Origin of the sequence: Anoxybacillus gonensis, from assembly GCF_001187595.1 — a bacterium.
Classification (GTDB): domain Bacteria; phylum Bacillota; class Bacilli; order Bacillales; family Anoxybacillaceae; genus Anoxybacillus; species Anoxybacillus gonensis.
Genome location: NZ_CP012152.1, coordinates 1,187,139 through 1,212,677, shown reverse-complemented (window position 1 = coordinate 1,212,677; position 25,539 = coordinate 1,187,139). Strand labels below are relative to the sequence as shown.

The 25,539-nt window shown below is 40.3% G+C and carries 25 protein-coding genes, 2 pseudogenes and 1 riboswitch; of the genes and pseudogenes, 8 read left to right on the top strand and 19 right to left on the bottom strand.

What is annotated here, in order from left to right:
* Positions 1-83: 83 nt before the first annotated feature.
* The 4 genes from AFK25_RS06430 to AFK25_RS06415 form a co-directional block, all read right to left on the bottom strand.
* The gene (locus AFK25_RS06430; protein ID WP_035065617.1) at positions 84-734 is read right to left on the bottom strand and encodes a TetR/AcrR family transcriptional regulator; all 651 of its coding nucleotides are present in this window, start codon (positions 732-734) and stop codon (positions 84-86) included.
* 11 nt (positions 735-745) lie between these two features.
* Positions 746-1,540: an ABC transporter permease gene (locus AFK25_RS06425; RefSeq protein WP_035065620.1), complete on the bottom strand. Its 795-nt coding sequence runs from the start codon at positions 1,538-1,540 to the stop codon at positions 746-748.
* 10 nt (positions 1,541-1,550) lie between these two features.
* Entirely contained in the window at positions 1,551-2,423 is an 873-nt protein-coding gene (locus AFK25_RS06420) for an ABC transporter ATP-binding protein (protein WP_035065623.1), read from the bottom strand.
* 117 nt (positions 2,424-2,540) lie between these two features.
* Positions 2,541-3,128: a cell wall hydrolase gene (locus AFK25_RS06415; protein WP_035065626.1), complete on the bottom strand. Its 588-nt coding sequence runs from the start codon at positions 3,126-3,128 to the stop codon at positions 2,541-2,543.
* A gap of 264 nt (positions 3,129-3,392) precedes the next feature.
* Between AFK25_RS06415 and ric the strand changes: the two genes are divergently transcribed.
* From ric to AFK25_RS06390, 5 genes are all read left to right on the top strand, one after another.
* On the top strand, positions 3,393-4,094 hold the full coding sequence (ric, locus tag AFK25_RS06410) for an iron-sulfur cluster repair di-iron protein (protein WP_019417219.1): 702 nt from the start codon (positions 3,393-3,395) through the stop codon (positions 4,092-4,094).
* Positions 4,095-4,281: 187 nt separating this feature from the next.
* Positions 4,282-4,722: a MarR family winged helix-turn-helix transcriptional regulator gene (locus AFK25_RS06405; RefSeq protein ID WP_009360941.1), complete on the top strand. Its 441-nt coding sequence runs from the start codon at positions 4,282-4,284 to the stop codon at positions 4,720-4,722.
* A gap of 56 nt (positions 4,723-4,778) precedes the next feature.
* Entirely contained in the window at positions 4,779-5,177 is a 399-nt protein-coding gene (locus AFK25_RS06400) for a DoxX family protein (protein ID WP_009360940.1), read from the top strand.
* Between the two features lie 11 nt (positions 5,178-5,188).
* Positions 5,189-5,893 carry a pirin family protein gene (locus AFK25_RS06395; RefSeq protein WP_009360939.1) on the top strand — a complete coding sequence of 235 codons (705 nt, stop codon included), beginning with the start codon at positions 5,189-5,191 and terminating at the stop codon, positions 5,891-5,893.
* Positions 5,894-6,083: 190 nt separating this feature from the next.
* Positions 6,084-7,061, top strand: coding sequence for a LacI family DNA-binding transcriptional regulator (locus AFK25_RS06390; protein ID WP_035065631.1), 978 nt, complete (start codon positions 6,084-6,086; stop codon positions 7,059-7,061).
* Positions 7,062-7,082: 21 nt separating this feature from the next.
* Here the strand turns inward: AFK25_RS06390 and AFK25_RS06385 are convergent, their stop codons facing one another.
* From AFK25_RS06385 to AFK25_RS06330, 12 genes are all read right to left on the bottom strand, one after another.
* The gene (locus tag AFK25_RS06385) at positions 7,083-8,273 is read right to left on the bottom strand and encodes an MFS transporter (RefSeq protein WP_035065634.1); all 1,191 of its coding nucleotides are present in this window, start codon (positions 8,271-8,273) and stop codon (positions 7,083-7,085) included.
* A 92-nt stretch (positions 8,274-8,365) separates the two neighbouring features.
* The gene (locus AFK25_RS06380; protein ID WP_035065636.1) at positions 8,366-8,728 is read right to left on the bottom strand and encodes a VOC family protein; all 363 of its coding nucleotides are present in this window, start codon (positions 8,726-8,728) and stop codon (positions 8,366-8,368) included.
* Positions 8,729-8,796: 68 nt separating this feature from the next.
* A complete protein-coding gene (locus AFK25_RS06375) occupies positions 8,797-10,485 on the bottom strand; it encodes a formate--tetrahydrofolate ligase (protein ID WP_019417214.1) in 1,689 nt (562 codons plus the stop codon).
* Positions 10,486-10,659: 174 nt separating this feature from the next.
* Positions 10,660-11,778, bottom strand: coding sequence for an RNA-guided endonuclease InsQ/TnpB family protein (locus tag AFK25_RS06370; protein ID WP_035065638.1), 1,119 nt, complete (start codon positions 11,776-11,778; stop codon positions 10,660-10,662).
* Between the two features lie 182 nt (positions 11,779-11,960).
* Complete coding sequence (locus AFK25_RS06365) at positions 11,961-12,878, bottom strand: aldo/keto reductase (RefSeq protein ID WP_035065641.1); 918 nt, start codon at positions 12,876-12,878, stop codon at positions 11,961-11,963.
* A gap of 172 nt (positions 12,879-13,050) precedes the next feature.
* Positions 13,051-13,818, bottom strand: coding sequence for a YhfC family intramembrane metalloprotease (locus tag AFK25_RS06360; protein WP_035065644.1), 768 nt, complete (start codon positions 13,816-13,818; stop codon positions 13,051-13,053).
* On the bottom strand, positions 13,815-14,441 hold the full coding sequence (locus tag AFK25_RS06355) for an SdpI family protein (RefSeq protein WP_035065647.1): 627 nt from the start codon (positions 14,439-14,441) through the stop codon (positions 13,815-13,817). Before AFK25_RS06355 ends, AFK25_RS06360 begins: the two co-directional genes overlap by 4 nt.
* Positions 14,438-14,716 (bottom strand): autorepressor SdpR family transcription factor, encoded by a 279-nt coding sequence (locus AFK25_RS06350; RefSeq protein WP_003397448.1) that lies wholly within the window; start codon positions 14,714-14,716, stop codon positions 14,438-14,440. The genes AFK25_RS06355 and AFK25_RS06350 overlap by 4 nt, the downstream gene beginning before the upstream one ends.
* Positions 14,717-14,946: 230 nt before the next feature.
* Entirely contained in the window at positions 14,947-16,269 is a 1,323-nt protein-coding gene (locus AFK25_RS06345) for a radical SAM/SPASM domain-containing protein (protein ID WP_035065650.1), read from the bottom strand.
* Between the two features lie 202 nt (positions 16,270-16,471).
* Entirely contained in the window at positions 16,472-16,789 is a 318-nt protein-coding gene (locus tag AFK25_RS06340) for a YbjQ family protein (protein ID WP_009360922.1), read from the bottom strand.
* A 110-nt stretch (positions 16,790-16,899) separates the two neighbouring features.
* The gene (cysI, locus tag AFK25_RS06335; protein ID WP_035065654.1) at positions 16,900-18,621 is read right to left on the bottom strand and encodes an assimilatory sulfite reductase (NADPH) hemoprotein subunit; all 1,722 of its coding nucleotides are present in this window, start codon (positions 18,619-18,621) and stop codon (positions 16,900-16,902) included.
* Positions 18,622-18,626: 5 nt separating this feature from the next.
* A complete protein-coding gene (locus AFK25_RS06330; RefSeq protein WP_035065657.1) occupies positions 18,627-20,402 on the bottom strand; it encodes an assimilatory sulfite reductase (NADPH) flavoprotein subunit in 1,776 nt (591 codons plus the stop codon).
* 136 nt (positions 20,403-20,538) lie between these two features.
* Between AFK25_RS06330 and AFK25_RS06325 the strand changes: the two genes are divergently transcribed.
* On the top strand, positions 20,539-21,420 hold the full coding sequence (locus AFK25_RS06325) for a LysR family transcriptional regulator (RefSeq protein WP_009360919.1): 882 nt from the start codon (positions 20,539-20,541) through the stop codon (positions 21,418-21,420).
* Positions 21,421-21,451: 31 nt separating this feature from the next.
* Here AFK25_RS06325 and AFK25_RS06320 read toward each other — a convergent pair whose 3' ends face one another.
* Positions 21,452-21,631: a small acid-soluble spore protein H gene (locus AFK25_RS06320; RefSeq protein ID WP_006321816.1), complete on the bottom strand. Its 180-nt coding sequence runs from the start codon at positions 21,629-21,631 to the stop codon at positions 21,452-21,454.
* Positions 21,632-21,711: 80 nt separating this feature from the next.
* The gene (locus AFK25_RS06315) at positions 21,712-22,422 is read right to left on the bottom strand and encodes a GumC domain-containing protein (RefSeq protein ID WP_035065659.1); all 711 of its coding nucleotides are present in this window, start codon (positions 22,420-22,422) and stop codon (positions 21,712-21,714) included.
* Between the two features lie 37 nt (positions 22,423-22,459).
* Positions 22,460-22,542: riboswitch (cyclic di-GMP riboswitch) on the bottom strand.
* A gap of 129 nt (positions 22,543-22,671) precedes the next feature.
* Between AFK25_RS06315 and AFK25_RS06310 the strand changes: the two are divergent.
* Positions 22,672-23,382, top strand: a pseudogene (locus AFK25_RS06310) (NAD-dependent deacylase).
* Positions 23,383-23,661: 279 nt separating this feature from the next.
* On the opposite strand, the gene AFK25_RS06305 reads toward AFK25_RS06310, so the two are convergent.
* Positions 23,662-24,174: a DIP1984 family protein gene (locus AFK25_RS06305; protein WP_035065664.1), complete on the bottom strand. Its 513-nt coding sequence runs from the start codon at positions 24,172-24,174 to the stop codon at positions 23,662-23,664.
* Positions 24,175-24,379: 205 nt separating this feature from the next.
* Here AFK25_RS06305 and AFK25_RS06300 point away from each other — a divergent pair.
* Positions 24,380-25,539: pseudogene (locus tag AFK25_RS06300) on the top strand (ISL3 family transposase).

Genomic DNA, 25,539 nt, shown 5'->3' with positions numbered 1-25,539 from the left:
ATTTCTCGAAAATATCATACCACATAAAAACAGAAAATTTCAATAATTTTCTTACAATGAATAAAGGCGGGAAAAGCCCCGCCTCACTTGTAAATCCCATATTTTATAATATTCACATATTCCTCTAACTCTTGCACAAGCAAATTCCCGTGTTGAATTGGATTATATTTTTTATTTTTATACAATTGCATGTACTTATTCGATAATTGTTCAACGATCAACATCGTCATGCGCACGACAGTTTCAGCACATACATCATCACGTAACGTTTCTTTCTGCAGAAGATCTTTTAAAAAAATATGTTGCAATTGAAAATCTTCAGCATATGTTTCGTAATGTTCCGCAAGCAGTTGTTCCATTTCTTTTTTTACCACTTTTGGTGGATTAGCCACTGCATCGATGACTAGTTGTGTTTCATGCGGATATGTCATAAATATTTGTTGTTTAGTAAGCACAATTTGCTTTATTCGCTCAAAAAAGTCACTACATCTTATTTCGTTTACTGCTTCCATCGTCTTTTCGGTCAACAACTGCTTTGCATAATGAACAACATATAAATATAAATTTTTTTTGCTTTTAAAATAATGAAATAACAATCCCTTTGAAATGCCAGCGCGACTCGTCATCACATCCGTTGATGCATTGTCGTATCCGTTTTGCACAAACTCTTCGATCACGGTTTGAATAATGAGTTTCTTTTTTTCTTCCGGTTGCCTTTCAAACGCTTCGTACAATCAAATCCCCCTCACACGACAATATCTTTCTTTTGATAAATTGCGTATGCTGCAACAATACTTGAAATAATGATCGCCATCATTAAACTTGTATACAATGGATCTATTTGTAAATCATAAATAATCGGTGCTGCATCAACATATTTAAACGGACTCACATATTTTAAGAACGATAAATCTTCAGAAATACTTGACATCATATTCATAAAATAAGTAACAAAGACAAGCCCAAGGGCAAATGATGATGCATTTCTCGTTTTACGCATCATCGTTGATAATAAAAATGCTATGGACGCAAACGTAAAGTGAAGGAATACAGTTGCCAACGTCAATAAATAAATCGCTTTTAATGAAACATCGTATTCTTTAGCCATTTGAAAACCAATCAAACTAACAAGCAAAGAAACCACATTTAAAATAAGAATATTTACCACCACAACAAGCCATTTATTCGTTAAAATTTCTCCTCTCGTTACTGGTTTAGCAAGTAAAAATTCAATCGTTTTATCGTTTTCCTCTTTTGCAACGATGTTGGCAGCTAACATCGCTGCATAAACGCTACCAAGTAACGTTGTCATCATATATACCCGAACACCGTAATACCCTGTTAAATCGCCAATGCTTAGTTGATCCATCCCAAACGCCTTAATCATCGCTGGCGGCAATGATTGAAGAAGTTTTGTTACTTCTTTTTGCTGCTCCGCAAACTGTGGGAAAATGCTTAATGTCAAAAACACAAGACCACCAAGTACGATACTCCAAATCATTAAAGATTTTGCATTTCTCTTCCATTCACGTTTAAACATCGTCCATCCCTCACTTTTCGTAATAGTGCATAAACACATCTTCTAAAGATGGCTCGCTAATCGACACATCTTTTATGCGCAAGCTGTACAATAGGGCGATCAGTTCATTCATATCTCCTTTATATAGCATCGTCATTTCATTGCCGTTCATTTCTTTTTTTACAACACCCGCTAAATCAAATGAAGTATATTGCCCTTCTTCAAACACGATCGTCACATGTTTCAAATGGTTTTTCGTTAAATGTTCAATCGTTTCCACTTGAATTAATTTCCCTTCTTTAATAATCGCTACACGATCGCAAAGTTTTTGTACTTCAGAAAGAATGTGCGAGGAGAAGAAAATCGTCACTCCTTTTTTCCGTTCTTCCAAAAGTAGTTCAAAAAATGTATGCTGCATGAGCGGATCTAATCCACCGGTTGGTTCATCTAAAATTAACAATTTCGGCTCATGTAAAAGCGCCTGAACGATACCGACTTTTTTTCGATTTCCAAATGATAAATCTTCAATTTTTTTATAAATATCTAAATCAAGACGTTCAGCTAACTGTTTCAATCGTCGATCCGACACTTTGTAAAATGATGCCGAATACGTCAATAAGTCGATTACTTTCATATCATCATAGTAATGCACTTCAGAAGGTAAATAGCCGACATGTCTCCGAATTTCTTTTGCATCTTTCACAATATCTTTTCCGAAAATTGTAGCACTACCACTTGTTGGATAAATAAAATTTAATAATGTGCGAATCGTTGTGCTTTTTCCTGCCCCATTCGGCCCGATAAACCCAAAAATTTCCCCTTCCTCAATCGAAAATGTGACTCGTTCAATTCCTCGATTGTTTTTATACATTTTCGTTAACTGTTTAACATCAACAATGCCCATTATTCCGCCTCCCCGGCATCACTCATTTATTGACTAACAAGTCAATTCCATTATATAGAATTTTGACTGATTAGTCAATAAAGAATAAAAAATAATCCCCCTACACTCGTAGAGGGATTATTTCGCAAATACATGGTTTCCAATGATCACAGTCACTTGTCGTGAGCGGATCCATTCGCTTTTCGCCGTTTTTGGATTATAAAAATATAGCGACCCGCTTCCTAAACCGCGAAAAGCAATGGCTTCTTCGACCGCTCGATATGCTTCACGATCTGCCGGCTTATTAATTTCACCATTTTGTACAGGTGTAAATGCGTAATATCCTCCGGAACGATCATAAATGACTTGGCGAATAGTGTTTGGAAAATTCGGATGATCAACACGATTCAACACCACGGTTGCTACCGCCACTTTTCCTGCAAATGGCTCTCCTTTTGCTTCTGCATGAACAAGACGAGCTAATAAATCTTTATCAGCCTGAGAAATGGGTTGCGGGATGCGTAACGTTTCTCCAACAAATAAAACATCTGTTTGTTTTTGATTGATTCGTTGCAACTCTAGCAATGAAACATTGTAATGTTTTGCAATCGTCCAAAACGTTTCCCCTTGCTTGACATAATGAACTGTCGTTTGCGCAAAAGTTTCAGTTGCTGAGAAAAAGACAGTAGCTACAAACAGAGAAGCAAGTGCTAGTAATTTCCTCATGTTATCCCTCCTAGTCTGTTGCTCGCTTACAAGACTAGCAGAGATTTATTAATCTATCATTATCTAATTGTTGGAAAATAGCTCAAATGATATGACGCTCAACATTCCAAAAGATATATGGAAAATGCTTCATTCACACTCCATATTCTAGTTGTCACAACTTTTTCAAAATCGCAATGATCATGTGACGAGCATCACAACAATCAACTAAAAAAAGAGATATGATTACATTGTGATATAAATCCATTTCGGAGGGTGAAAACGATGAAGAAATTATTTACCGCACAATCAACAGTTGGTGAAATTGTAGCTATATTTCCAAAAGCGAGCGATTTGTTTAGAGCATATAAAATTGATTTTTGTTGTGGTGGAAGTCGCTCTTTATCTGATGTGGTCACTGAAAAGCAATTAGATATAGAAACAATTTTAAACAAGCTACAATCAATGTATGAAAAATCGCTTGAAAAGGTAGAAAAAAATTGGTTAGAAGTTTCATACAAAGAGTTAATCGATCACATTATTCAAACACATCATCAATTTTTATTAGAAGAATTGCCTCAACTTACTCCATATGTAACAAAAGTAGCGCGCGTTCATGGTCCAACACAGCCGCACTTAATTCAAGTGCACCAATTGTTTCATGAATTAAAAATTGAGCTAGAGCAACATCTGATGAAGGAAGAAAAAGATGTATTTCCGCTTATTATACAATTTGAAACATCTCCGACGAAAGAAAACGAGCAAATAATGAAACAAGCAATTGAAGAGCTTACAGCTGAGCATGAACGTGCGGGTGATATAATTAAACGCATTCGAGAAGTGACAAACGACTTTACTCTCCCTGTCGACGCTTGCGGAACGTACCGACTAGTGTACAATCGCCTTGAAGCATTGGAGAATGATTTATTTACTCATATTCATTTAGAAAATAACATTTTATTTCCACGTATTCTACACGGAAAATGACATTCAAAAAAATATCTTAGAAAGCCGCTCTTTATTTAGCTATAGTCATTTACCACAAAAAATTCAAGAAGGTGTCGGAATTACTGACATCTTCTTTCTCTTTGTATCCCAATGACATATTAATCGTTGACAACTTACTTTTCGTAAGTTTATAATTATCTTGAAATCAAGATAAAGGTTGATGCATATGAGCCAAAACGATCAAACATTATCATTAAAACTATTCATTGTCCTTTCTAGAGCACATAAGGCGGTGTCGGAACATGTAAAACATGACATTCAACGTTACGGACTAAATCCAACGGAGTTTGGTGTTCTCGATTTGTTGTATCATAAAGGAGCGCAGCCGATTCAGCAAATTGGTGATAAAATTTTGCTTACAAGTGGAAGCATGACATACGTCATCGACAAACTCGAAGAAAAAGGATATATCGTCCGGCAACGTTGTGAAAAGGACCGCCGCATTACGTACGCTGTCATTACAGAAGAAGGACGAACATTAATGGATCACATTTTCCCACAGCACGCACAAAAAATGTTGGAAATTTTCCAATCTTTATCGACAGATGAAAAAGAAATGGCGATTCACTTGCTCAAAAAGATAGGTCTTTCATTAGCGCCTTTTTAAAGGCCTATCGCGCAACTTTTATCTTGAAATCAAGATATATGAGAGGAGAAATGATTATGATGCACATCGGTATTTTACTCATTCGTCTAGCTGTCGGTTTAACTTTTGTAGGCCATGGCGCTCAAAAATTATTCGGATGGTTTGGAGGATATGGCTTAAAAGGAACGGGAGGATGGCTTGAATCTATTGGACTAAAGCCCGGGGTGACAATGGCCCTCATTGCTGGATTAGCTGAGTTCGTTGGAGGGTTATTGTTTGCGCTTGGGTTGTTCACCCCATTTGCAGCTTTGTTAATCGCCGCAACGATGTTCGTTGCCATTGTAAAAGTACATGCACCAAATGGATTTTGGATTACACAAAATGGATTTGAATACAATCTCATTTTAATTGTGGTTGTCATTGGCGTTGCACTTATTGGCGCAGGCGACTACTCAATTGATGCACTTATCAAATAAGGAGGCGCACCATGATTCACGTATATCCTGCACATGAACGATTTGAATCAAATCACGGTTGGTTGCAAAGTTATTTTAGTTTCTCATTTGCTGAATATTTTGATCGAAAAAATATGAACTTTGGCCCATTACGCGTATTTAATGACGATATAATTGCTCCACAACGCGGATTTGGAGCACATCCTCATCAAGAAATGGAAATCGTTACAGTCGTCTTGAAAGGGCAACTCGAACATCGCGATAATCTTGGCAATCATCGCATCATCTCATTCGGTGAAGTACAACGAATGACGGCCGGGACAGGTATTGTACATTCAGAAATGAATCCGTCTACTACGGAAGAAGTCAATCTTCTACAGCTTTGGTTTTTACCTGAAACGTACGGTCTTACTCCGTCATACGAACAAATTTCATACGATGTTGAAAACATGAAAAATCGCTTATTGCCTATTGTTTCAAAAAAACAAGCCAGTGAGCAAGTTGCCTACATTCACCAAGATCTAACCATGTATTTATCCGATTTAGAAAATAACCAACAACTTACATTCCACCAACAAGAAGGACGTCGAATGTATGTGTTTGTTATTGAGGGAGAACTTGTGTTGAATGATGATACAATTTTACAACGTCGTGATGCCGCTCGTATCACAGATGTCACACAATTGCACATAACAGCGAACATAGACAGCCGTTTTATGCTCATTGACTTACCGTAGTTGCCAGCTTGCCCATGAAAACGGGCAAGCTGATCTTCTTTTGGAAAAGACTTTTTTCATCATTATGCCGCTCGATTTCTGTCAATCCAATATCGTTCTGACTAAAATCCTCCTGAAATATGAAACCTTTTACACCTCCATCAAAAAAGAAGTAAAATATAACTATACGTTGTCAAAAGCAGGTGAAAATATGGCAAATATTCGTGAAATCGCAAAACGTGCAGGCGTTTCTGTTTCAACTGTCTCACGTGTGCTCAATGGGTACCCATATGTCAAAGAAGAAAAACGAAGAGCTGTATGGGATGTGATCCATCAATTAAACTATAAAAAAAACATTAACGCCGTTCACTTGTCGAAAGGAAGAACAAATATTATTGGAGTGATGTTACCGACTATCAACCATCCATATTTCAGCATGATTGTAGAGGGAATTTCCGAAGAAGCATTGCGATACGGATACCATCTTCTCTTTTTTCAAACAAACTATGATATACATAAAGAACAAGAAGCACTTGAAATGTTGCGTGTCAAGCAAATAGATGGCCTCATTATTTGTTCGCATACCATTCGTCTCGAAACAATTGCATCCTATACAAACGACGGTCCAATCGTTTTATGTGAAGATACATCAGAGCCGCATCTGTTTTCCGTGTATATCGACCATTACCACGCCTTTGCGCTTGGAATGGATTACTTAATAAAAAAGGGACATTGCAAAATCGGATATTGTCTCAGTCGACCAACGAGCATCAATAGCCAAAAACGGAAAGCAGCTTATAAAGATGCTCTTCAAAGCATACATGCTCCGATTCGTCCTGATTGGATGTTCCATCATTGTTTACATATGAGCGACGGAAAACGAATTGCATCTACCATTCTCTCTCTCGAAGAAAAACCGACCGCCTTGCTCGTTGCTAGCGATCAAGTTGCTGCAGGGATCGTTTTGTGGGGAAAAACATATGGATTACATGTTCCAAACGATTTAGCCATCGTTAGTTTTGATAATCATCCTATTTCAGAAGCGTTGCATATCACGACAATTGAACTACCTCTTTCGCTTATCGGAAAAAAAGCTTTCCAGATGATATACGATTATTTTACGAATGATAAGACTCAACCAACAAAAGAAAAACTACCCGTCCGCTTGATCGAACGGGCATCTGTATAGTGGCAAACGACGAGCTTGCCACTATGCTTCTTTTGGCAACCAAAATGTCAACACGCCAAACAAAGGAAGAAAGCTACACATAACCATAAGTGTTTTTAGCGTATACACGTCTGCGATTTTGCCAAGTGCAACTGCTCCAAGCGCCCCCATTCCAAATGCGAGACCAACAATTAATCCAGAAGCCATCCCGACATTTCCTGGAAGCAATTCTTGTGCATAAACAACAAAAGTAGCGAAACTAGACGATAAAATAAAGCCTGTGACAAAAACAATTGGCAAAACAAAATGAAGTGGCACATATGGCAAAATGAGTGCAAACGGTGCCGTACCAAGCGTGGATGCAAAAATTAAATTTCGTCTCCCAAATCGATCAGCAAGCGGTCCGCCAAAAACGGTACCGATCGCTCCTGCAATCATAAAAACAAATAAATAAAGCTGCGCCTTACGAATAGAAATGTCGTAATATTCCATTAAATAAAATTGATAATAATTCGCAATCCCTGCATAATACCACGAGCGTGCAAATACTAGCAACACGAGAAGAACGAGGGCAAATATAATTCGTTTGCTTGTATGTGTCTTTCCTTCTATTGTTCTGTTCGGACGATTTTTCAGTTGATGTAACTGAAGAGCGTACCATTTTGACACCCAAAATAAAACTGCCATTCCTAACGCCGCAACAATGACAAACCAACCTGCTCCCTTTTGACCAAACGGAACAAAAATGAGCGCTGTAAACAATGGGGCAAGGGCGTTACCTGTATTGCCACCAAGTTGGTAAATAGATTGAGCGAACCCCCTTCTCGCCTGCGCAGCAAAATAAACGACACGCGAACCTTCTGGATGAAAGATAGCTGAACCAAGTCCAATGAATAAAACGGACAATAACACAAAGAAAAAATTAGGTGCAAACGCTAATCCAACCATCCCTAACAAGCTCGCTCCCATACCCAACGGCAAAAAGCTCGGTGATGGATACCGATCGGAAAACAATCCGACAACCGGCTGTAGGATAGACGAAGTCATATTAAGCGTAAACGCAATCCAACCGATTTGTGTATAAGATAAGTGCATTGATGATTCTAAAATCGGAAACAACGCCGGTACCACAGCTTGCATCGCGTCATTCAATAAATGACCAATACTAATGGCAATTAAAATCGGATAAACGACTGTTTGCATATTTGTACGTTGTTCAACACTTGCTTGCATTTTCCTCTCTCCCTAGAAAACAAATTGAATATTTACATTATAATCCTTTTGTTAAAATTCCACAAAAAAACTGCCTAACGATCAGGCAGTTTTTAGCTTTTCAAAACAAATTCATTTCCATCTTCATCTTGAAACTGTACAAAAGATCCCCATTGCATTTGTTGAGGCTCTGACAAAAATTGTACACCCCTTGCTTTCATTTCCTCATATGCAGTAAAAACATTGTCACATTCAAATACAATAGAAGCTCTTTTTGTTTCTGCATCTTTCATCATAGCCTTTGGATAAATGACTAGTGCGGTTTGCGCCCCTTTTGGAGCGACTTCAAGCCAAAATACATTCGGACCCATCGGATGTTCTGCCACAACATCAAAACCAACTTTTTCTATCCAAAACTGTTTTGCTTTTTGTTGATCTTCAACATAAACGGCTACTGTCGCAATTCGACGAATCATTTTTCATCTCCCTCTCTTTGTTATAATAACACAAGAACATATATTCTTAATGGCACTACTTTATATTTTTAGAAAAGTCCACGCGCGTTTCCAAGTTCGTCGACATCCATCTGAAGCGCTGCTGGTTGTTTCGGCAGCCCTGGCATCGTCATTACATCTCCTGTTAAGGCAACGAGAAAGCCAGCACCAATCGACGGTTTTAATTCGCGCACTGTAATAGTGAAATCGGTCGGGCGGCCAAGTTTTGTTGGGTCGTCGGAAAGCGAATATTGCGTCTTTGCCATGCAAATGGGGAACTTGTCCCACCCAAACGATGTAAATTGTTCGATTTGCTTTTTCGCCTTGTCAGAAAAAGAAACGTCGCTTGCGCCATAAACAATGCGCGCGATTTTTTGAATTTTATCCGTAATCGGTTCGTCTAATTCGTATAACGGAGTGTACGTGCTTTTTGTATTTTCGATTGCTTCCAATACTTTACGAGCTAAATCAATTCCGCCATCTCCGCCTTTTTCCCACACTTCCGTTAACGATACAGGATATCCTTTTTCTTCACAAAATGTCGTTAATGCGTGAATTTCTTTATCTGTGTCCGTGATAAAACGGTTAATGGCAACGACAAACGGCAAGCCAAACGCTTGAATCGTTTCAATATGTTTCTCTAAATTGGCTAGTCCTTTTTTTAATGCTTCGACATTTTCGCTCGCTAACTGTTGTTTCCCTACCCCACCGTGCATTTTTAACGCTCGAATCGTTGCGACGATGACAACAGCTTTCGGTTCAATTCCTCCCATGCGTGCTTTGATATGTAAAAATTTCTCCGCACCTAAATCCGCACCAAATCCCGCCTCTGTCACAACATAGTCTCCGAGCTTTTGTGCCATTTTTGTGGCAATGACGCTATTGCATCCGTGAGCAATATTGGCAAACGGGCCACCGTGCACAAGTGCAGGTACATGTTCTACCGTTTGGACTAAATTCGGCTTTAGCGCATCTTTTAGTAAAAGCGTGAGCGCTCCTTCGACGCCAAGATCAGCTACTGTAACAGGTTGACGATCCACATTATATGCTACCACCATGTTTGCTAAACGTCGCTTTAAATCTTGCAGATCGGTTGCTAAGCAAAACACCGCCATAATTTCAGAGGCAACAGTAATATCGAATCCGTCCTCGCGTGGCACGCCTTGCGTCGGTCCACCTAATCCGACCACAACTTTACGTAGCGCACGGTCATTTAAGTCCACTGCTCGCTTCCAAACGATGCGACGCGTATCGATTCGTAATTCATTTCCTTGATGAATATGGTTGTCAATGAGCGCAGCTAAGGCGTTATTCGCGGTCGTAATCGCATGCAAATCGCCAGTAAAGTGCAAATTAATGTCTTCCATCGGCAACACTTGTGAATACCCTCCACCTGTCGCCCCGCCTTTTATTCCCATCGTCGGGCCAAGCGAAGGTTCCCGCATCGCAATCATCACTTTTTTACCGAGTTTATGTAACGCTTGACCAAGCCCAACAGTAACTGTCGATTTTCCTTCTCCCGCCGGCGTCGGATTGATCGACGTCACTAAAATGACATGGCCGTCTTGTTTCGTCGCTAACCGCTTCAGTGCATGAAGAGAAATTTTCGCTTTATAATGCCCATACGGTTCAAGCTCTTCTTCTAACAAATCCAGTTCACTTGCAATGTCTTGAATGCGCTTTAATTTTGTTTCTTGGGCAATTTCAATGTCCGTTTTGATCTTCGTCGTCGTTGTCATTGTTCAGTCCCCCAGTATAAAAATAATCCCCCCCTTATTTTAGCACGATGAAGTCAACTACCCAACGACTAAAGTCGTGGGCTTGCAACTCCCCAGAAGTGCAAGCGGATGTTATCCTCCTTCCTTCACTTGGGGTTGCATCAGGGCAGGTTGACAGCTACCCAACCACCAACGTCATGCGTTCGTGGTTTCTTCAACGATGTACTCGATTCCTTTTCGTTGAAGATTCATCGCACCTACTCGGTCATCGTTTGATGTGTATTGACATGTTTGGCAACAGAACGTGTGCGTTTTCTTATTTCGATTCGCCTTTGCTGTATGTCCGCATTTTGGACATGTTTGGGATGTGTATGTTGGGTCTACCGCAATCACTTTGGCTTGGTGTTTGCGTGCTTTGTACTCGATTTTTTGTCTTAAATCATAAAACGCCCAAGATACCATTTCATACCGATGGTTAACGGACACTTTTTCTGTTCTTTGGCGAACGCCTGTTAAATCCTCTAACACAAACAACGTGTTCTTACCATAACGCTCAACGAGTGCCTTACTGATGCAATGGTTGACATCTTGCATCCAACGGTTTTCTCGTTGACCGATTTTCTTTAATCTTCTACGTGCAGACGGAGTTTGCTTTTTTTGTAGTTGTCTGCGGAGTTGTTTATACTTTGCTCGTTTGTGTTTGATGTGTCTACCTTTGAAAAATAGCGTCTGTCCGTTTGAATCATAAACAGTCGCAATAAAATTCACGCCCATATCTACGCCAACCACTTGGCGAATATGATGAAGGTTTGCTTCTTCCATTTCTTTGGATACAGGAATATGGAGAAACCACTTTTGATGTTTGTTCACTAACTTTGCTGTTCCAAACGTCCATGTTCCGTCGAAATACGTTTCAAGTCCTTTCGTTTGAAAAGGAACTTTGATTCGTCCTTCTAACGTATTGATGGAAAACAACCCTTTGGTTAGGCTGTAATCTCGATTAAAAACGAGGTCTATTTGCGGTTTTTTAAACGCAATCTGACACCACTTGTGTCCATTGGTTTGGTTGGTTTTATATTTTGCAATCACCGTTTTTAACACAGACTGTGCCATTTGAGATTTTAAGCCAAATGTAGAGCGAAGTTTGCGGTACGTCATCTTGTGAAGTTTGGCTTGCACAAGGGTGTTTTCTTTGTATATCACTTCCGACACCGCATTGCACGCATCACGATATGCTTGCATCGTTTTTTGAAGAAGTTGTTCTTGTTCAGATGTCGGTAAAATTTTAATTTTTGCTGTTAAAGTCAATTTCATGTTCTCACCACCTTTCACTAATTTTATTTTATATTTCTTTAGTGAAAAATAAACAAAAAAAACGCATTCCTCCCCATGCTTGAAAGCAGGGGTTTCCTGCGTGATTAATCATGAAAATACGACAGAGCTTAAGCAATGAAAAAACACTTTTTCAGCAATCGCCAAAAAAGTGTTTTCGTCAATTACGGCAACCGATGACCTGCCGCACGGTAGATTTCGTACCATTCTTGTCGGGAGAGTTGCACATGGCTTGCTTGGCAAATGTCTTTTAAACGAGCAGAGTTTGTTGTGCCAACGATCACTTGCATGTTCGCTGGATGACGCAAAATCCAAGCGACAGCAATCGCTGACTTGCTTACTCCTTTTTCCTCAGCTAGCCGTCCGAGTACTTCATTGACTTCCGGAAATTGCTCGTTGTCAATGAACACTCCTTCAAAAAAGCCGTATTGGAACGGAGACCACGCCTGTATCGTAATCTGTTTAAGACGGCAATATTCTAAAATATGTCCGTCGCGGTTCGGCGCTCCGTCAAATAGCGTATTCGCTTGAATGCCGCTTGTCACTAAATTCGCATGCATAATACTGAACTGCATTTGATTCGCGATGATCGGCTGTTTAACGTATGCTTGCAATAGCTCGATTTGCATACTATTGAAGTTGCTCACCCCGAAATGACGGACTTTTCCGCTTGCATGTAGACAATCAAACGCCTCTGCTACTTCTTCTAGTTCCATAAGCGTATCCGGTCGGTGTAAAAGCAACATATCTAAATAATCGGTTTGAAGTCGCTTCAATATGCCGTCGACGGATGTTAAAATATGCTCTTTTGATAAGTCATAATAGCCATCACGAATCGAACATTTGCTTTGAATGTGAATGCGTTCGCGCAAATGCGGACGAGAAGCAAGCACTTCGCCAAACAGCTCTTCACAACGCCCTTTTCCATAAATATCTGCATGGTCAAACATCGTAATTCCTGCTTCAAGCGCTTCGTCTATATACCTTGATAGCTCGGAAACAGACATTTCCGAAATTCGCATGCATCCTAACACAATTTCTGAGGCTATTAGGCCAGAGTTACCAATGTTTATTCGTTTCATTTGTCCATCCTCCCTTTTTACTTTCGTTTTGAAGCTGCTTCTATGGCGAACTGCGCTCCGATTAACTCAACAGCGCACAACATGAAAATAAAAAAGATTCCCATCGTTTCTCCCTCCCTCATGCCTTTGACACGAGCATAAGGTATGAAACGCGTTTCGATGCAATATGTTTTTAAAACTTTTCTGCTATACGTCGAATGAAGACGAGCGAAGCGATTGCAATGAAAGCAAGAATCGTTTCTACAATCCAAACATTTGAAATGACTTTCACTTGATATAGCGCAGGGACCACATCAATTAACGCATGAATCAAAATGGCATACACCACGTAACGAAATTGTCCTTTCCGAACCCCATATAAAACAAGAAGAGAAAGCGCAACATGGATCGCTATCGCAAATGTTCGCTCGATACCACCTAATACATACATCCAATCAGGCTGATTTAACATGGTTTTGAGCATCTCCGCTTGTGTAGCAGGGAGAGAGGAAGCAATTTGCTCAAACTGACCTGTTTGCACGAGATGAGAAATGACCATCATATTCACGGCGCTAAAAGCACCAATAAGCACAGCTTCCATTCCTCCATGTCCTAAACCGAATGATAATCCATCCCCGTATGCCCGATTGTTTTTTAACATGAAGCGAAACCCGACATATCTTCCTATCTCTTCGAACACTCCAGCTGCTAAAGCGCCGTAAGCGACAAACGCCCAAACGCTACTTATTCCTTTTAACGATGTGCCACTCGGATCTATTACAAGCATATGCATAACTTTCTCTAACACTTGTGAAAATAAAACAAAAACAAGCAAGCCGACACCGAACGCTTTCCATGAGAGCCATCCTTTTTTTCGCCCATATATGATAAGTGCGAAAGGAACAATCAAAGAAAGAAACAATTGAACAAACATCCCAACCAAGCCGATCTCTCCTTTCATTTACGCGAAAATAAATACGACTGGATAAACAAATACATCGTGCCACCAAATACAATGATCATCAGAAAAATAAAGCGCCATACACTTGTTGCAAATACCGTAAGCATAATGAATACACCCATCATAACAAACACTTTTCCTCCGACACGATGCGTTTTTTGCCAAACTTCTTCATTTTCTAGCGTCCAAGGGGTACGAATACCGAAAAAATAATTCGGTTTAATTTTCGGCATATAATTTCCAAGGGCAATGAACAACACTCCAACTCCAATCGGCACAACGACATCGACTTGCACAGGAATTCCGATATTATACGCAAGCGTCACCACATGTATGCTAAATAAAAATAAAACAAATACATGTAAAAAAATGCGATATACTTTTTCAAATTTCTCGTAGTTTTCTTTGCGTGGATCCACCTTCGGCAAGAAAAGAATAAGGGAGACAATTCCTGTTAAAAAGATCGGAAAAAGTAATGCGCCCCACCATTTGTTCGTAAAGCCGTCAGCTTCCCCAGCCACATTCCAATGAATCGCCACCTCATCCGGCAAAAAAGGGATGGCTAATAAACTCAATACATAGCTACTTGCAATGAGAATGATAATAAATAAGTGCTTTTTCATGATTCATCACCTTCTTTTTGTAATATGTCATAAAACCAGCTCATTAAATCTTGGAACACCGTTGTGTTTAGTGAGTAATAAATATGTTGTCCAACACGCCGATCTTCCACTAAATCGGCTTGTTTTAATATTTTTAAATGATGAGACACACTCGGCTTTTGCATATCAAAATGTTCAGCAATTTCCCCTGCTGTTAAATCTCCTTTTTTTAATAAAGAAAGAATTTTTCGGCGGTTTGGATCAGCAATCGCTTTAAATGCCTCGTTAAACGACATCTTTTTCACCCGCTTTCTTTTAGATATTTAGACAAATTCCTAAATATAAAATTAAAAAATAGATATTTAGATAAATTTCTAATTACATCATATCCCATTTTTATACGTCAGTCAATATGCAAAAAGGAACCAAGGAAACCTTGATTCCTATTTCAAGTTACCAGGTACAGATTTAGACAATCGCCCTGTCGTAGAAGCGATCATTGGAGAAATGGCTGGTCGTACGATTTTCATTCGATCACCTCCTTTTCTTGACGATAAATCAGTTGCAACACTTGTTTTATTTTTCTTTTTTCATATGGGCATGGTCGCTTTCCTTTTCTTATACGATATTGTGGACAATGATTTCCTTGACAAGCTGGTCGAAAAAAACAAGATTGACACGCTTCATCTTGTTCCTCGCCTGATGTTACCCATAATGCAAAGCGGTCATAGTCGATTTGTATCGTTCCATCTTCGTGAAGTTGACCAACATGATTATATGACTCATTTAAAAAACAAGTACATTTATACAGTTGTCCATCTGTTCCTATCACAAGTGAATGAGGCTTCGCTGCATAACAAACCGCCCCTCCAGGCATAAGCATCGACTCAATCACTTTACTCATCGAAAGCCCTTGGTTTACTCCTTGTTCAGTCAATTCCCATATTTTTCGTTCAGCCGTACGATCGTCGCAAATCGGCAAGTGATCATCGTTCGTTCCACCCCATTTTCCAACTGGACGGCAAAATAGTTGAAAGCGTGCATCCCCTGCAAACTCGTGTGCTAAATCCGTTAAAAATGATGGAACATGAGCAATGTTTGTCTTATCAAAGTTTAGGCGGAGGTAAATATCGAATGATTCGTCTAATGTACGGATATCACGTAAATGTTGCATAATTGTATCATATGTACCTTGCCCATTTGCTAGAAAGCGACGAGAGTCGTGGACACTTTTCATTCCATCAATTGTAATCATAAAACGACGCACGTGATAACGTAACAGTTGTTGTAACGTTTCTTTTGATAAATAATAACCGTTTGTCGATATGTCCGCTTCATACGTCACTCCATATCGTTCAGCTAAAGCAATAATCCATTCGCTTATCTCTTGAATTATACTAAGCGCTAATAATGGCTCCCCACCAAACCAGCTAACTGTTAAATGTTGCAATCGAGCCATCTTTTGCTCTAAAAAACGTTTTAGCCCTTCTACTATTTCTCGCTTCATCTGTCCACGAGAGAAATCTTGATAACAATATGTACAACGAAAATTACAGGCCTCCGTTGGTAAAATAATAAGATGCATCACATCGGTTCGGTGCATCGAAGCATGTAACAATTGTGCTCGTCGCTTTTCGTCTGTTTGCTCTGGAACTAGAAATCCACATTGTATGAGCGTTTGACAAACATCAGACTGCTCATTGTCTGTTCCTGTTCGCAGTACACGCAATACTTCCATCTTTTCTCTTTCATCAACCGATATAACAGCACCTGTATAACTATTGTAAATAATTACTTCACCTGAATCGGTATGTGAGATCGCATTAAATCGTGAAGCGATCCACCTCATTTCGCTCACTCTCCTTTTTGTCATTCTAATAAAAACCAGTTTTTTGTTCTGTTACATAAATCACAATCTTTATTGTAAAAAATATGTGCCATTCCTTAGTTCATCATGATTGAACATTACATGTCAGTTTTTCGACAAAAGTTTGAATATCGTTCGTGTAAAGTAAAAAGAAGAAGCCGATTCAGCTTCTTCTCCTCCTTCCCTATTCCTTCAACTTCACCGCTGTACCTGTCGCGATGCACATCATCATTCCGTCGCGCAATGTTTCAAAATCCAAATCGACGCCAATGACCGCGTTTGCTCCCATATTGCGCGCTTTTTTTACCATTTCTTCTACAGCCATGTCTCGCCCTTCAGCTAACTTGCTTTCGTATGTTCCGCTTCGGCCACCGATGATATCGGTAATGCTCGCCAAAAAATCGCGAACGACATTCGCTCCTAAAATAACTTCACCAGACACTAACCCGAGATATTGTTCAATTTGTTTTCCTTCGATGCTGTTTGTTGTTGTAACGATCATGTAAATGACTCCTTTCTATAAATAAAATTTGCCCCTTTATTATATTCTCGATCGTTTCAAATCATCCTTTTTTACAAACAAATCGGCTCCCAACCGGGAAGCCGATTTGTTTAGTCATGAAAGTTTGTTCCATCTGTCACTTCTTTTACAATACCTGCGCGAATAACAAAATCACCAAAGTGTTCACCATCAAATCGCTCTTTCGCGTACCGAGAAAGGAGCGTACGAAGTTCAGATAAAATTTCTTTTTCTCCGATATTTTCCCGATACAATTTACCGAGACGGCTGCCGTCAAATGCAGCCCCAAGATACATATTATATTTGCCGACAGATTTACCGATAAATGCAATTTCCCCAAGGACATGACGGGCACAGCCATTCGGACAGCCGGTCATGCGAATCGTTATTTCCTCGTCACGAAGTCCGTTTTCCTCAACAATTTCCTCAATTTTATCAATGAGTGTCGGCAAATATCTCTCTGCTTCTGCCATCGCTAATCCACACGTTGGCAAAGCCACACAGGCTAGCGAGTTACGACGAAGGGCACTATAATGTTTCCCATCTGTTAATTTATATTGCTTAATAAGCGCATCAATTTCTTCTTTTTTCTCACTTGGCACATTGGCGATGACTAAGTTTTGGTTAGCGGTAAGACGGAAATCACCTGTATGCACTTTTGCAATTTCCCGCAAGCCTGTCATCAGTGGATAATCATCTGTATCTTTCACCCGTCCGCCCTCGACAAATAACGTAAAATGCCACGTTCCGTTCACACCTTCAACCCAACCGTAGCGGTCGCCATTATGCTCGAAATAGTAAGGGCGCGCTTCTTCTAAATTCCATCCAAGCCGACGTTCTAGTTCTGCTTTTACTGCATCCAAACCAAGCCGATCAATCGTATATTTAAAACGAGCATGTTTACGTACGGAGCGATTGCCGTAATCACGCTGAATGGTAACGACTTTTTCTGCCACATCAATCACTTGTTCTGGTTTACAAAAACCGATCACTTTTGCGAGCTGCGGATATGTCGTGCGATCGCCGTGCGTCATTCCCATGCCGCCACCGATCGCTACATTAAATCCCGTCAGCTTTCCGTGTTCAACAATCGCAATCAATCCAAGGTCTTGTGAAAACACGTCGACATCGTTTGACGGTGGAACAGCGATACCAATTTTAAATTTTCGTGGCAAGTAAAGCGGCCCATAAATTGGTTCTTGTTCTACCTCCGGTGTTCCAGCTACTTTTTCTTCATCTAACCAAATTTCGTAATACGCCCTTGTTTGTGGTAATAAATAATCGCTTAATCTTTTCGCCCATTCATACACTTCTGCATGCACTTCCGATTGGTAAGGATTCGGATTGCACATGACGTTTCGGTTGACGTCACCGCATGCCGCTAACGTCGTAAGCAGTGCCTCGTTAATGGCTTGGAGCGTTTTTTTCATGTTCCATTTCAATACGCCGTGAAACTGAAATGCTTGTCGTGTCGTAAGTTTCAACGTCCCGTTCGCATACGTCCTCGCCAATTCGTCCATCGCAAGCCACTGCTCTGGTGTTGCTACGCCACCTGGGGTACGAACACGAATCATAAATTGATACGCTGGCTCTAATTTTTGTTTTTGCCGCTCGGCTCGCAAATCACGATCATCTTGCAAATAGCTACCATGAAATTTCATCAATCGGTTATCATCTTCTGGAATGCCGGCAGTGATGCGATCTTCCATCGTTTCTTTCAACGTTCCGCGCAAATAGTTGCTTTCTCGTTTAATGCGCTCAACGTCGCTTGGTGGTCCATCCGGCGGTGTTAATACAAACTTTTCCACACTCATCCCCCCTAATATACGTCACGTTGGTAACGCTTTTGTTTTTGCATGTCCGCCACATACGCTTCCGCTCGTTCACTCGTCATCTGTCCTTCTTTCGCAATAATCTGGATAAGCGTCTCATGAACGTCCCTTGCCATGCGTTGTTTGTCGCCACAAACATAAACGGCCGCTCCTTCTTCTAACCATCGGAACAGTTCTTTGCTTTGTTCCATCATTCGGTGTTGCACGTATACTTTTTCTTTCGTATCGCGTGAAAAGGCAACATCCATCTTCGTCAACACACCGTTTTTTAGCCACGTTTGCCATTCCGTTTGATAAAGAAAATCGGTCACGAAATGTTGGTCACCAAAAAACAACCATGATTTCCCTTTCGCGCCAATCGCCTCACGCTCTTGCATAAAAGCGCGGAACGGCGCCACTCCCGTACCTGGTCCAATCATAATAATTGGCGTATGTGTATCTTTCGGGAGTTTAAAATTCGGATTTTGATGAACGAACACAGGAAGTTTATCGCCAATGTGTAGACGTTCAGCACAAAACGTTGAGCAAACTCCTTTTCGCAAACGCCCATGTGCTTCGTAACGAACCGCTCCAACAGTCATATGCACTTCATCCGGATAAGCTAGTAAGCTACTTGCAATTGAATAAAAGCGCGGTTGCAACTTTCGTAATGAAGAGACAAATTGCTGTGGTGTCATCTCCCACGGGCCGAAATCGCGAAGGACATCCAATACATCGCGCCCTTTCATATAGTCTTTTCGCTTCGCTTCTTGTTCCTCAGAAAGAAGCGCATGAAACTCGCGATTTTTCGAAAATTCAGCTAATTTTTGTAACAACGGCTCTGTCAGTACGGTAATTTCTAAACGGGATAGCAACGCTTCTCGTAATGGTTCGTCATTTTCTTCTACAGAAACTAATGTTTCTGAACTCCATTTCATTTCTGCTATCATCCAATCAACTAACTCTGGATCGTTTTTTGGAAAAACGCCGAGCGCATCGCCTGGTTCAAACACAAGCCCAGAACCTTCTAGCGATAATTCGATATGGCGTGTTTCTTTGTTTGAGCCGCGTCCATTTAAATTGATATTTTCTAATACTTCCGCTTGAAACGGATGTTTTCGTGAATAAATGGTCGTTGGCTTCGCTTGTGCAGATGAAGTTGTTGCTACGGAAATGGCTCCTTGCTTATCTAACTCACCAAGCACTCCCTCTAGCCATTTCGCTGCTTTTTCTTCATAATCGACGTCACAATCGACGCGTTCGTATAACCGCTTTCCGCCTAGCTCTTCTAGCCGTTTATCAAAATCTTTTCCCGTTTTACAAAAATGTTCATACGACGTATCGCCAAGCGCCAATACAGAGAAACGAAGATGATCGAGTTTTGGTGCGCGCTTGCTACGAAGAAATTCGTAAAATGACAAGGCGTTATCTGGTGGTTCCCCTTCTCCGTATGTGCTAACAACAAGGAGCAACGTATTTATTTTTTTCAACTCGTTTGGCTTAAAATCAAGCATCGAGGAAACGGTGACATGAAACCCGCGATGTTTAAGCGTTTCTCCTACTTTTTCCGCTAGTTTTTGCGCGTTTCCTGTTTGCGACCCGTAAAGAACGGTCACTTCCTTCGTTGCAGATGCTTCTTGTTGAAGCGCTCCGACCGACTCGGTTGCAGCTAAATACCCACTTAGCCAAAGTTTTTGTGCGGAATTTAACGTTGGCCAAAGCCGATTGAGGAGCTCGACTTGTTCTTCATTAAATGGACTGTTTGTCACTTGAAATGGCAACATGTTTCACCTCTCATTTTTCTACTATTCCTATAAATCAAGTATGTTTTATTTGACTTTACCGTAAAAAATAAAATTAGTAAAATAAATATAAATTATCAGAACTATTTATTTTTTTAATAACTAAGGAGCGAGCGATATGTACGAACAATTAAAAACATTTATTACATTAGCTGAGGTGAAAAATTTCACAAAAACAGCAGAAATTCTTCATTTATCTCAACCAAGTGTAAGCTTGCACATTAAAAATTTAGAAAAAGAGTTTCAAACAAAACTATTTATTCGTTCACCAAAAGAGCTACAAATGACGCCAACGGGAGAATTGCTTTATGATCGAGCAAAAAAAATGATCACGTTATACGAACAAACGAAACAAGATATTTTGGAACATCACGACTGTGTGAAAGGAACATTAAAAATTGGGGCTAGTTTTACGATCGGGGAATACGTGCTACCTACCTTTTTATGCGCCTTACAAAACGATTATCCAGAATTACAATTGGAAGTGATCATCGGCAATACAAAAGAAATTGTAGAGCTCGTTCGTACGTATCAAACACATATCGGTTTAATTGAAGGTCAAACAAATGAAAAAGAGCTTGTGGTGTACCCATTTATGCAAGATGAGCTAGTCATCGTTGCGTCTAACGATCATCCTCTCGCTCACAAACAGGAAGTATCGATAAACGATTTACAAAACCAACTATGGATTACACGCGAATTAGGGTCTGGCACACGTGAATATTTTAACCATTTTATTCGTTCAAATGGGCTAAAAGTAAAATCACTGATAATTATTAGCAGCAATCAAGGAATAAAAGAAACGTTAATGCACGGAAACGGTTTAGCCCTCCTTTCACGTCATGTCATTGAACAGGAGTTGAATCATAAAAACTTATCGATTGTTTACGTTAAACATTCTCCTTTTTATCGAACATTTTCTTATCTTTATTCGCCGACAATGAAAAACAACAAACTTGTACACTTACTGATTGATTTACTCCAACAAAAAAGGATGTGACAAACAAGTTGCTTTGTCACATCCCCATCACTTAATGCTCCTCTAGCTGTGAAATCGGAACGCGCTGTTGTTTTTCTGGGTTGTTTAAAAAATGAATCGTTGCCATTTCCGTTTGTACATCGACATGTTCAATATACACGGCTTTTCCGTTATACGTTACATTTTTCATATCGGGTGACTGAGCAATTTGTTGCGCACGTGTGATGTTCATTCGCTTCCCTCCTTTCGAACGATTATTATCATTTGTGTTTCACGCGAAAATATGCAAAAAAAGAGCGCCAACAGGCACTCTTATAACAGTTCAAGCAACTTCTTTTTATTTTGTTGTACGTTTTCTTCTAACGCCTTTACTTTTTCTTTCAACGCTTGTACGTTGACATCATTCTTAGATACTTTCTTTTCTAACGCACGAATTTCATTTTTTACTGCTTTTAATTGATTAGAAGCAGCAATAAGCTTCCCAAACCATTGATCTAACTCTTCTTGTTTTTCCGCTTCGTCGTCTTCATCCGATTGCACGACAGGTGATTGTTCAGTCGTAGTCACAGTAGCGCTATCTTGTTCATTGACTACTTGTGTCGTTTCCTCTGTTGTTTGTTCACTTTGTGGTTGTGTTGGTTGTTCAGCTGGTTGTTCAGTTGGTTGTTCTTTTGGTGTGCTAAACGCTTCAAGCGCTATTGTCACCTCGTTTACACGCTCTTCAATCTTGCTTAACTTTTTATTTAGTTCTGCTAATTTGTTTTTTAACATTTGTTGTTCTTTTTTCTTTTTCGCTAATTCTTGTTTTTTCTTCGCCTCTTCTTTTTTCTTTTTAGCTAACTCTTGTTTTTTCTTCGCCTCTTCTTTTTTCTTTTTAGCTAACTCTTGTTTTTTCTTCGCTTCTTCCTTTTTCACGACAAGCTGACTTTTCTGTACATGTTTTGCTCCATCATGCTTCGCTGCAAAAGCTGGAGAAGCAACGAGCATCGATGCTAGTAAAATTGGTAATCCTTTTTTAAACATTACCCTTTCCTCCATTTCATATGTATATTTTTTTGGTAATGGCAGCTGGCTGGCATAGGTATCCCGTTAGCCCCTATAGCTTTGCGACGCTAAGTTTCCTTAGCTGTGCCTTTACTTCTTATTATACTTCGCTTATTTTCATAGGCATGAATCAAAAGTCCTTATTTTTCTTATAAACATATGTGAAAATAAAGGAAGAAAAGGGCGAATAAAGAAGTAGTTATGGTAGATAAAAAGGAGGGATGCGGGATGTTAGAAAAATGGTTGAAAGAGTCTTCGTATACCGTCGTATTTACTGGAGCAGGAATGTCTACAGAAAGCGGGCTTCCCGATTTTCGTTCGGCAAAATCAGGGCTTTGGCGCACGAAAAATCCTCAACAATTAGCAAGTACGTATGCGATGCAACATAACCGAGACGAGTTTATTGCATTTTATCAATATCGTATTCGTACGTTGCTTAAATGTAAGCCACATGTCGGGCATATGATTTTGGCCGATTGGCAAAAACGGGGGCTTATTCATCAAATCATCACGCAAAATGTCGACGGCTTTCACCAACAAGCAGGCAGTACAAATGTCATTGAATTACACGGAACGTTGCAAACGGTGCATTGCTCGCGTTGCAGGCAAACATACGACGCAAAACGGTATGTAGAGGAACAGTTTACGTGCACATGAGGCGGCTTTTTGCGCCCTTCCGTTGTTTTATTCGGGGAATCGTTACCGTATGATGCGTTTGAACAAGCATGGACAGCAGCCGAGCGAGCAGACTTATGGATTGTGCTCGGCTCTTCTTTACAAGTGTCACCAGCTAACGAACTTCCTGTCATCGCGAAACGAAGCGGAGCCAAATTAGTGATTGTGAACATGGAACCGACGCCATTAGATGATTGGGCGGATTTGCTTATACATGGTCGCAAAATTGGAGAAGTGTTGCAGGAAATAAAGGAGAAGTTATAGGAAAACCAAAATAACTCATTGTATGCCGTTTTTTCCTAATGATCGAATGCATATATACAATGACGAGAGAGAGAAGAATGATCGAAAGAAAACAGAAAACCAAAATCTATTTACCCGTTCGTTACTCGTAAAACGTTACATCGTTACTCGTTCTCCGTTCTCCGTTCGCACCCGCTCTTAGACTAAAAAGGACTTTGAAGAATGGTGATCATTTCCTCATCTCTCTCGTTGGTGCCTAAGCACCCATAAGGGCACTTTGCAAAATGCCCTTAAAGCTGCTTATGCCTCTAAATATTTGCTCGCAAGCGAAACGTCTATTTCCACAGTATAGTTGACTTTATCAATGCGACTAGACAGCACTTCGACTTGGCGTGCCAACATTTCTGCGGCTTGTTTATATTCGCTCGGATTAAATAATGCAATGGTTTCCATCACCACATTTCCACCATAATACTCGCGTGGTTTTGTGTCTCCTAGTTGCTTATACAAATGAACTCGACTCCGCAACATTTTCGCTGTTTCAATCGCGCGAATAAGAGAAATACGTTCCCCTTCCCATTCGACAGTCTGTTGCATATTCGTTTCGTTGATCAGTTCTTGTAGTGCAAGCACATCTTTCTGTATTTCGGCCATCTCTGTAAGTACTTGCTCGACCGTCCGTTCTGGCGGTGTATACATCTCCCCTTTTGGAACGGTAACCGTGTGAGTCGTCAACAACTCCGCTTGCAGCTCGTCTACTCGCCTTTTTAAAAACGAAAGGAGATTAATTGATTGCGCTAACGTAATTTTCATTTACTCAGCCTCCACCTTTACTCATCGACTGTATAATTATAATAATGAGGAAGAAAAAAGTAAACTTTAAAACTTATGGCTCTTCACCACAAGTTGTACTTGATCATTTAAGATCGGTGTGCATAGAGAAAATAGAGGGTACAAAAAATGCGAATTTTCCTGTATGGTAAAGGTGACCAAACCAAACCATTGGAGGAAAATTCGCATGTACTCTCCGTTTATCAAAGAACTCATCGATTTACCAGATGTTTTGATTCAAAAGGTACGAAAAGAAGAAGAACGTTGGATTTTCGAACTTTCTCTGCCTGAACAATGCTCGGCTTGAAGCGTACGATCAAAATGACATGCAAAAAGAAGCAATGGATGCATGGCTATGCTCAGCGAATCGGAATTTTTTGGATTGAACTTCCTGTCGAGCGCAGACGTTGTGGTACGTGTGGCATGACATTCAGCACGTCTTATCCAGCCATCTCTCCTCGAAGTGTAGCGACGGATGCTTTTCAGCAATGGGTCGCGCAATCTTGTATCGGAACATCCGTTCAGGCAGTGGCTCGGATGCTCAAGCTTCCTTACACGACGGTGGAACGTTGGTTTTATATCCATGCCCCCTCCTTCCTATCAAATGACATCCAACCAAAGGCGGTTTGTGTCGATGAGTTCGCTTTTCGAAAAGGGCATGACTACGGAGTAGCGGTCATGGATGCCGAAACAGGTGAAGTGTATGCCATTGAAGCAGGAAAGAACGAGGAAGCCATTGGACGTGCGTTGGCTCATGTGTCTCGTTCTGTTCAGGTTGTCGTGAGCGATTTAGCTCCAGCGATGAAAAAAGCGATTCAAAGAGTTTGCCCAGAGGCGACACATGTGGCCGATTATTTCCATGTCATTCAGCTGTTTACAGATGCTTTAGAGCGTTGTCGCAAATATGTAGACAAAGGAGGCAAGAAACACGGAAATGTTCGTTACGTTTGCCGTTTATTGAGTCAATGCCGAGAGAAATTGACAGAGGCAGAACGTCAAATTGTACGGGAATGGTGCAATGAAAGCGATGACTGAAAGTCTGTCTACCAATCGCTCCAACATTTTCGCTATGTGTCCAAAAGCAAAAACGAACAACAGACGAAACGACGTTTAGAGGCTTGGATCCATCGGTATTCGTTTTGTCCTTGTTCGGTTGTACGTGCCATCGCAAAATCACTCGTCAAACGAACAGACGAAATCATATCGTGCATGTTATCGCCTTATTCGAATGGGAAAATGGAGGGAACGAATAACAAGATCAAGCTGATTAAACGTTGAGGATACGGATACAGAAATATCCAACGTTTTGCATTGCGGGTTCGGTTAGAGACAGCTACCATACTTTAA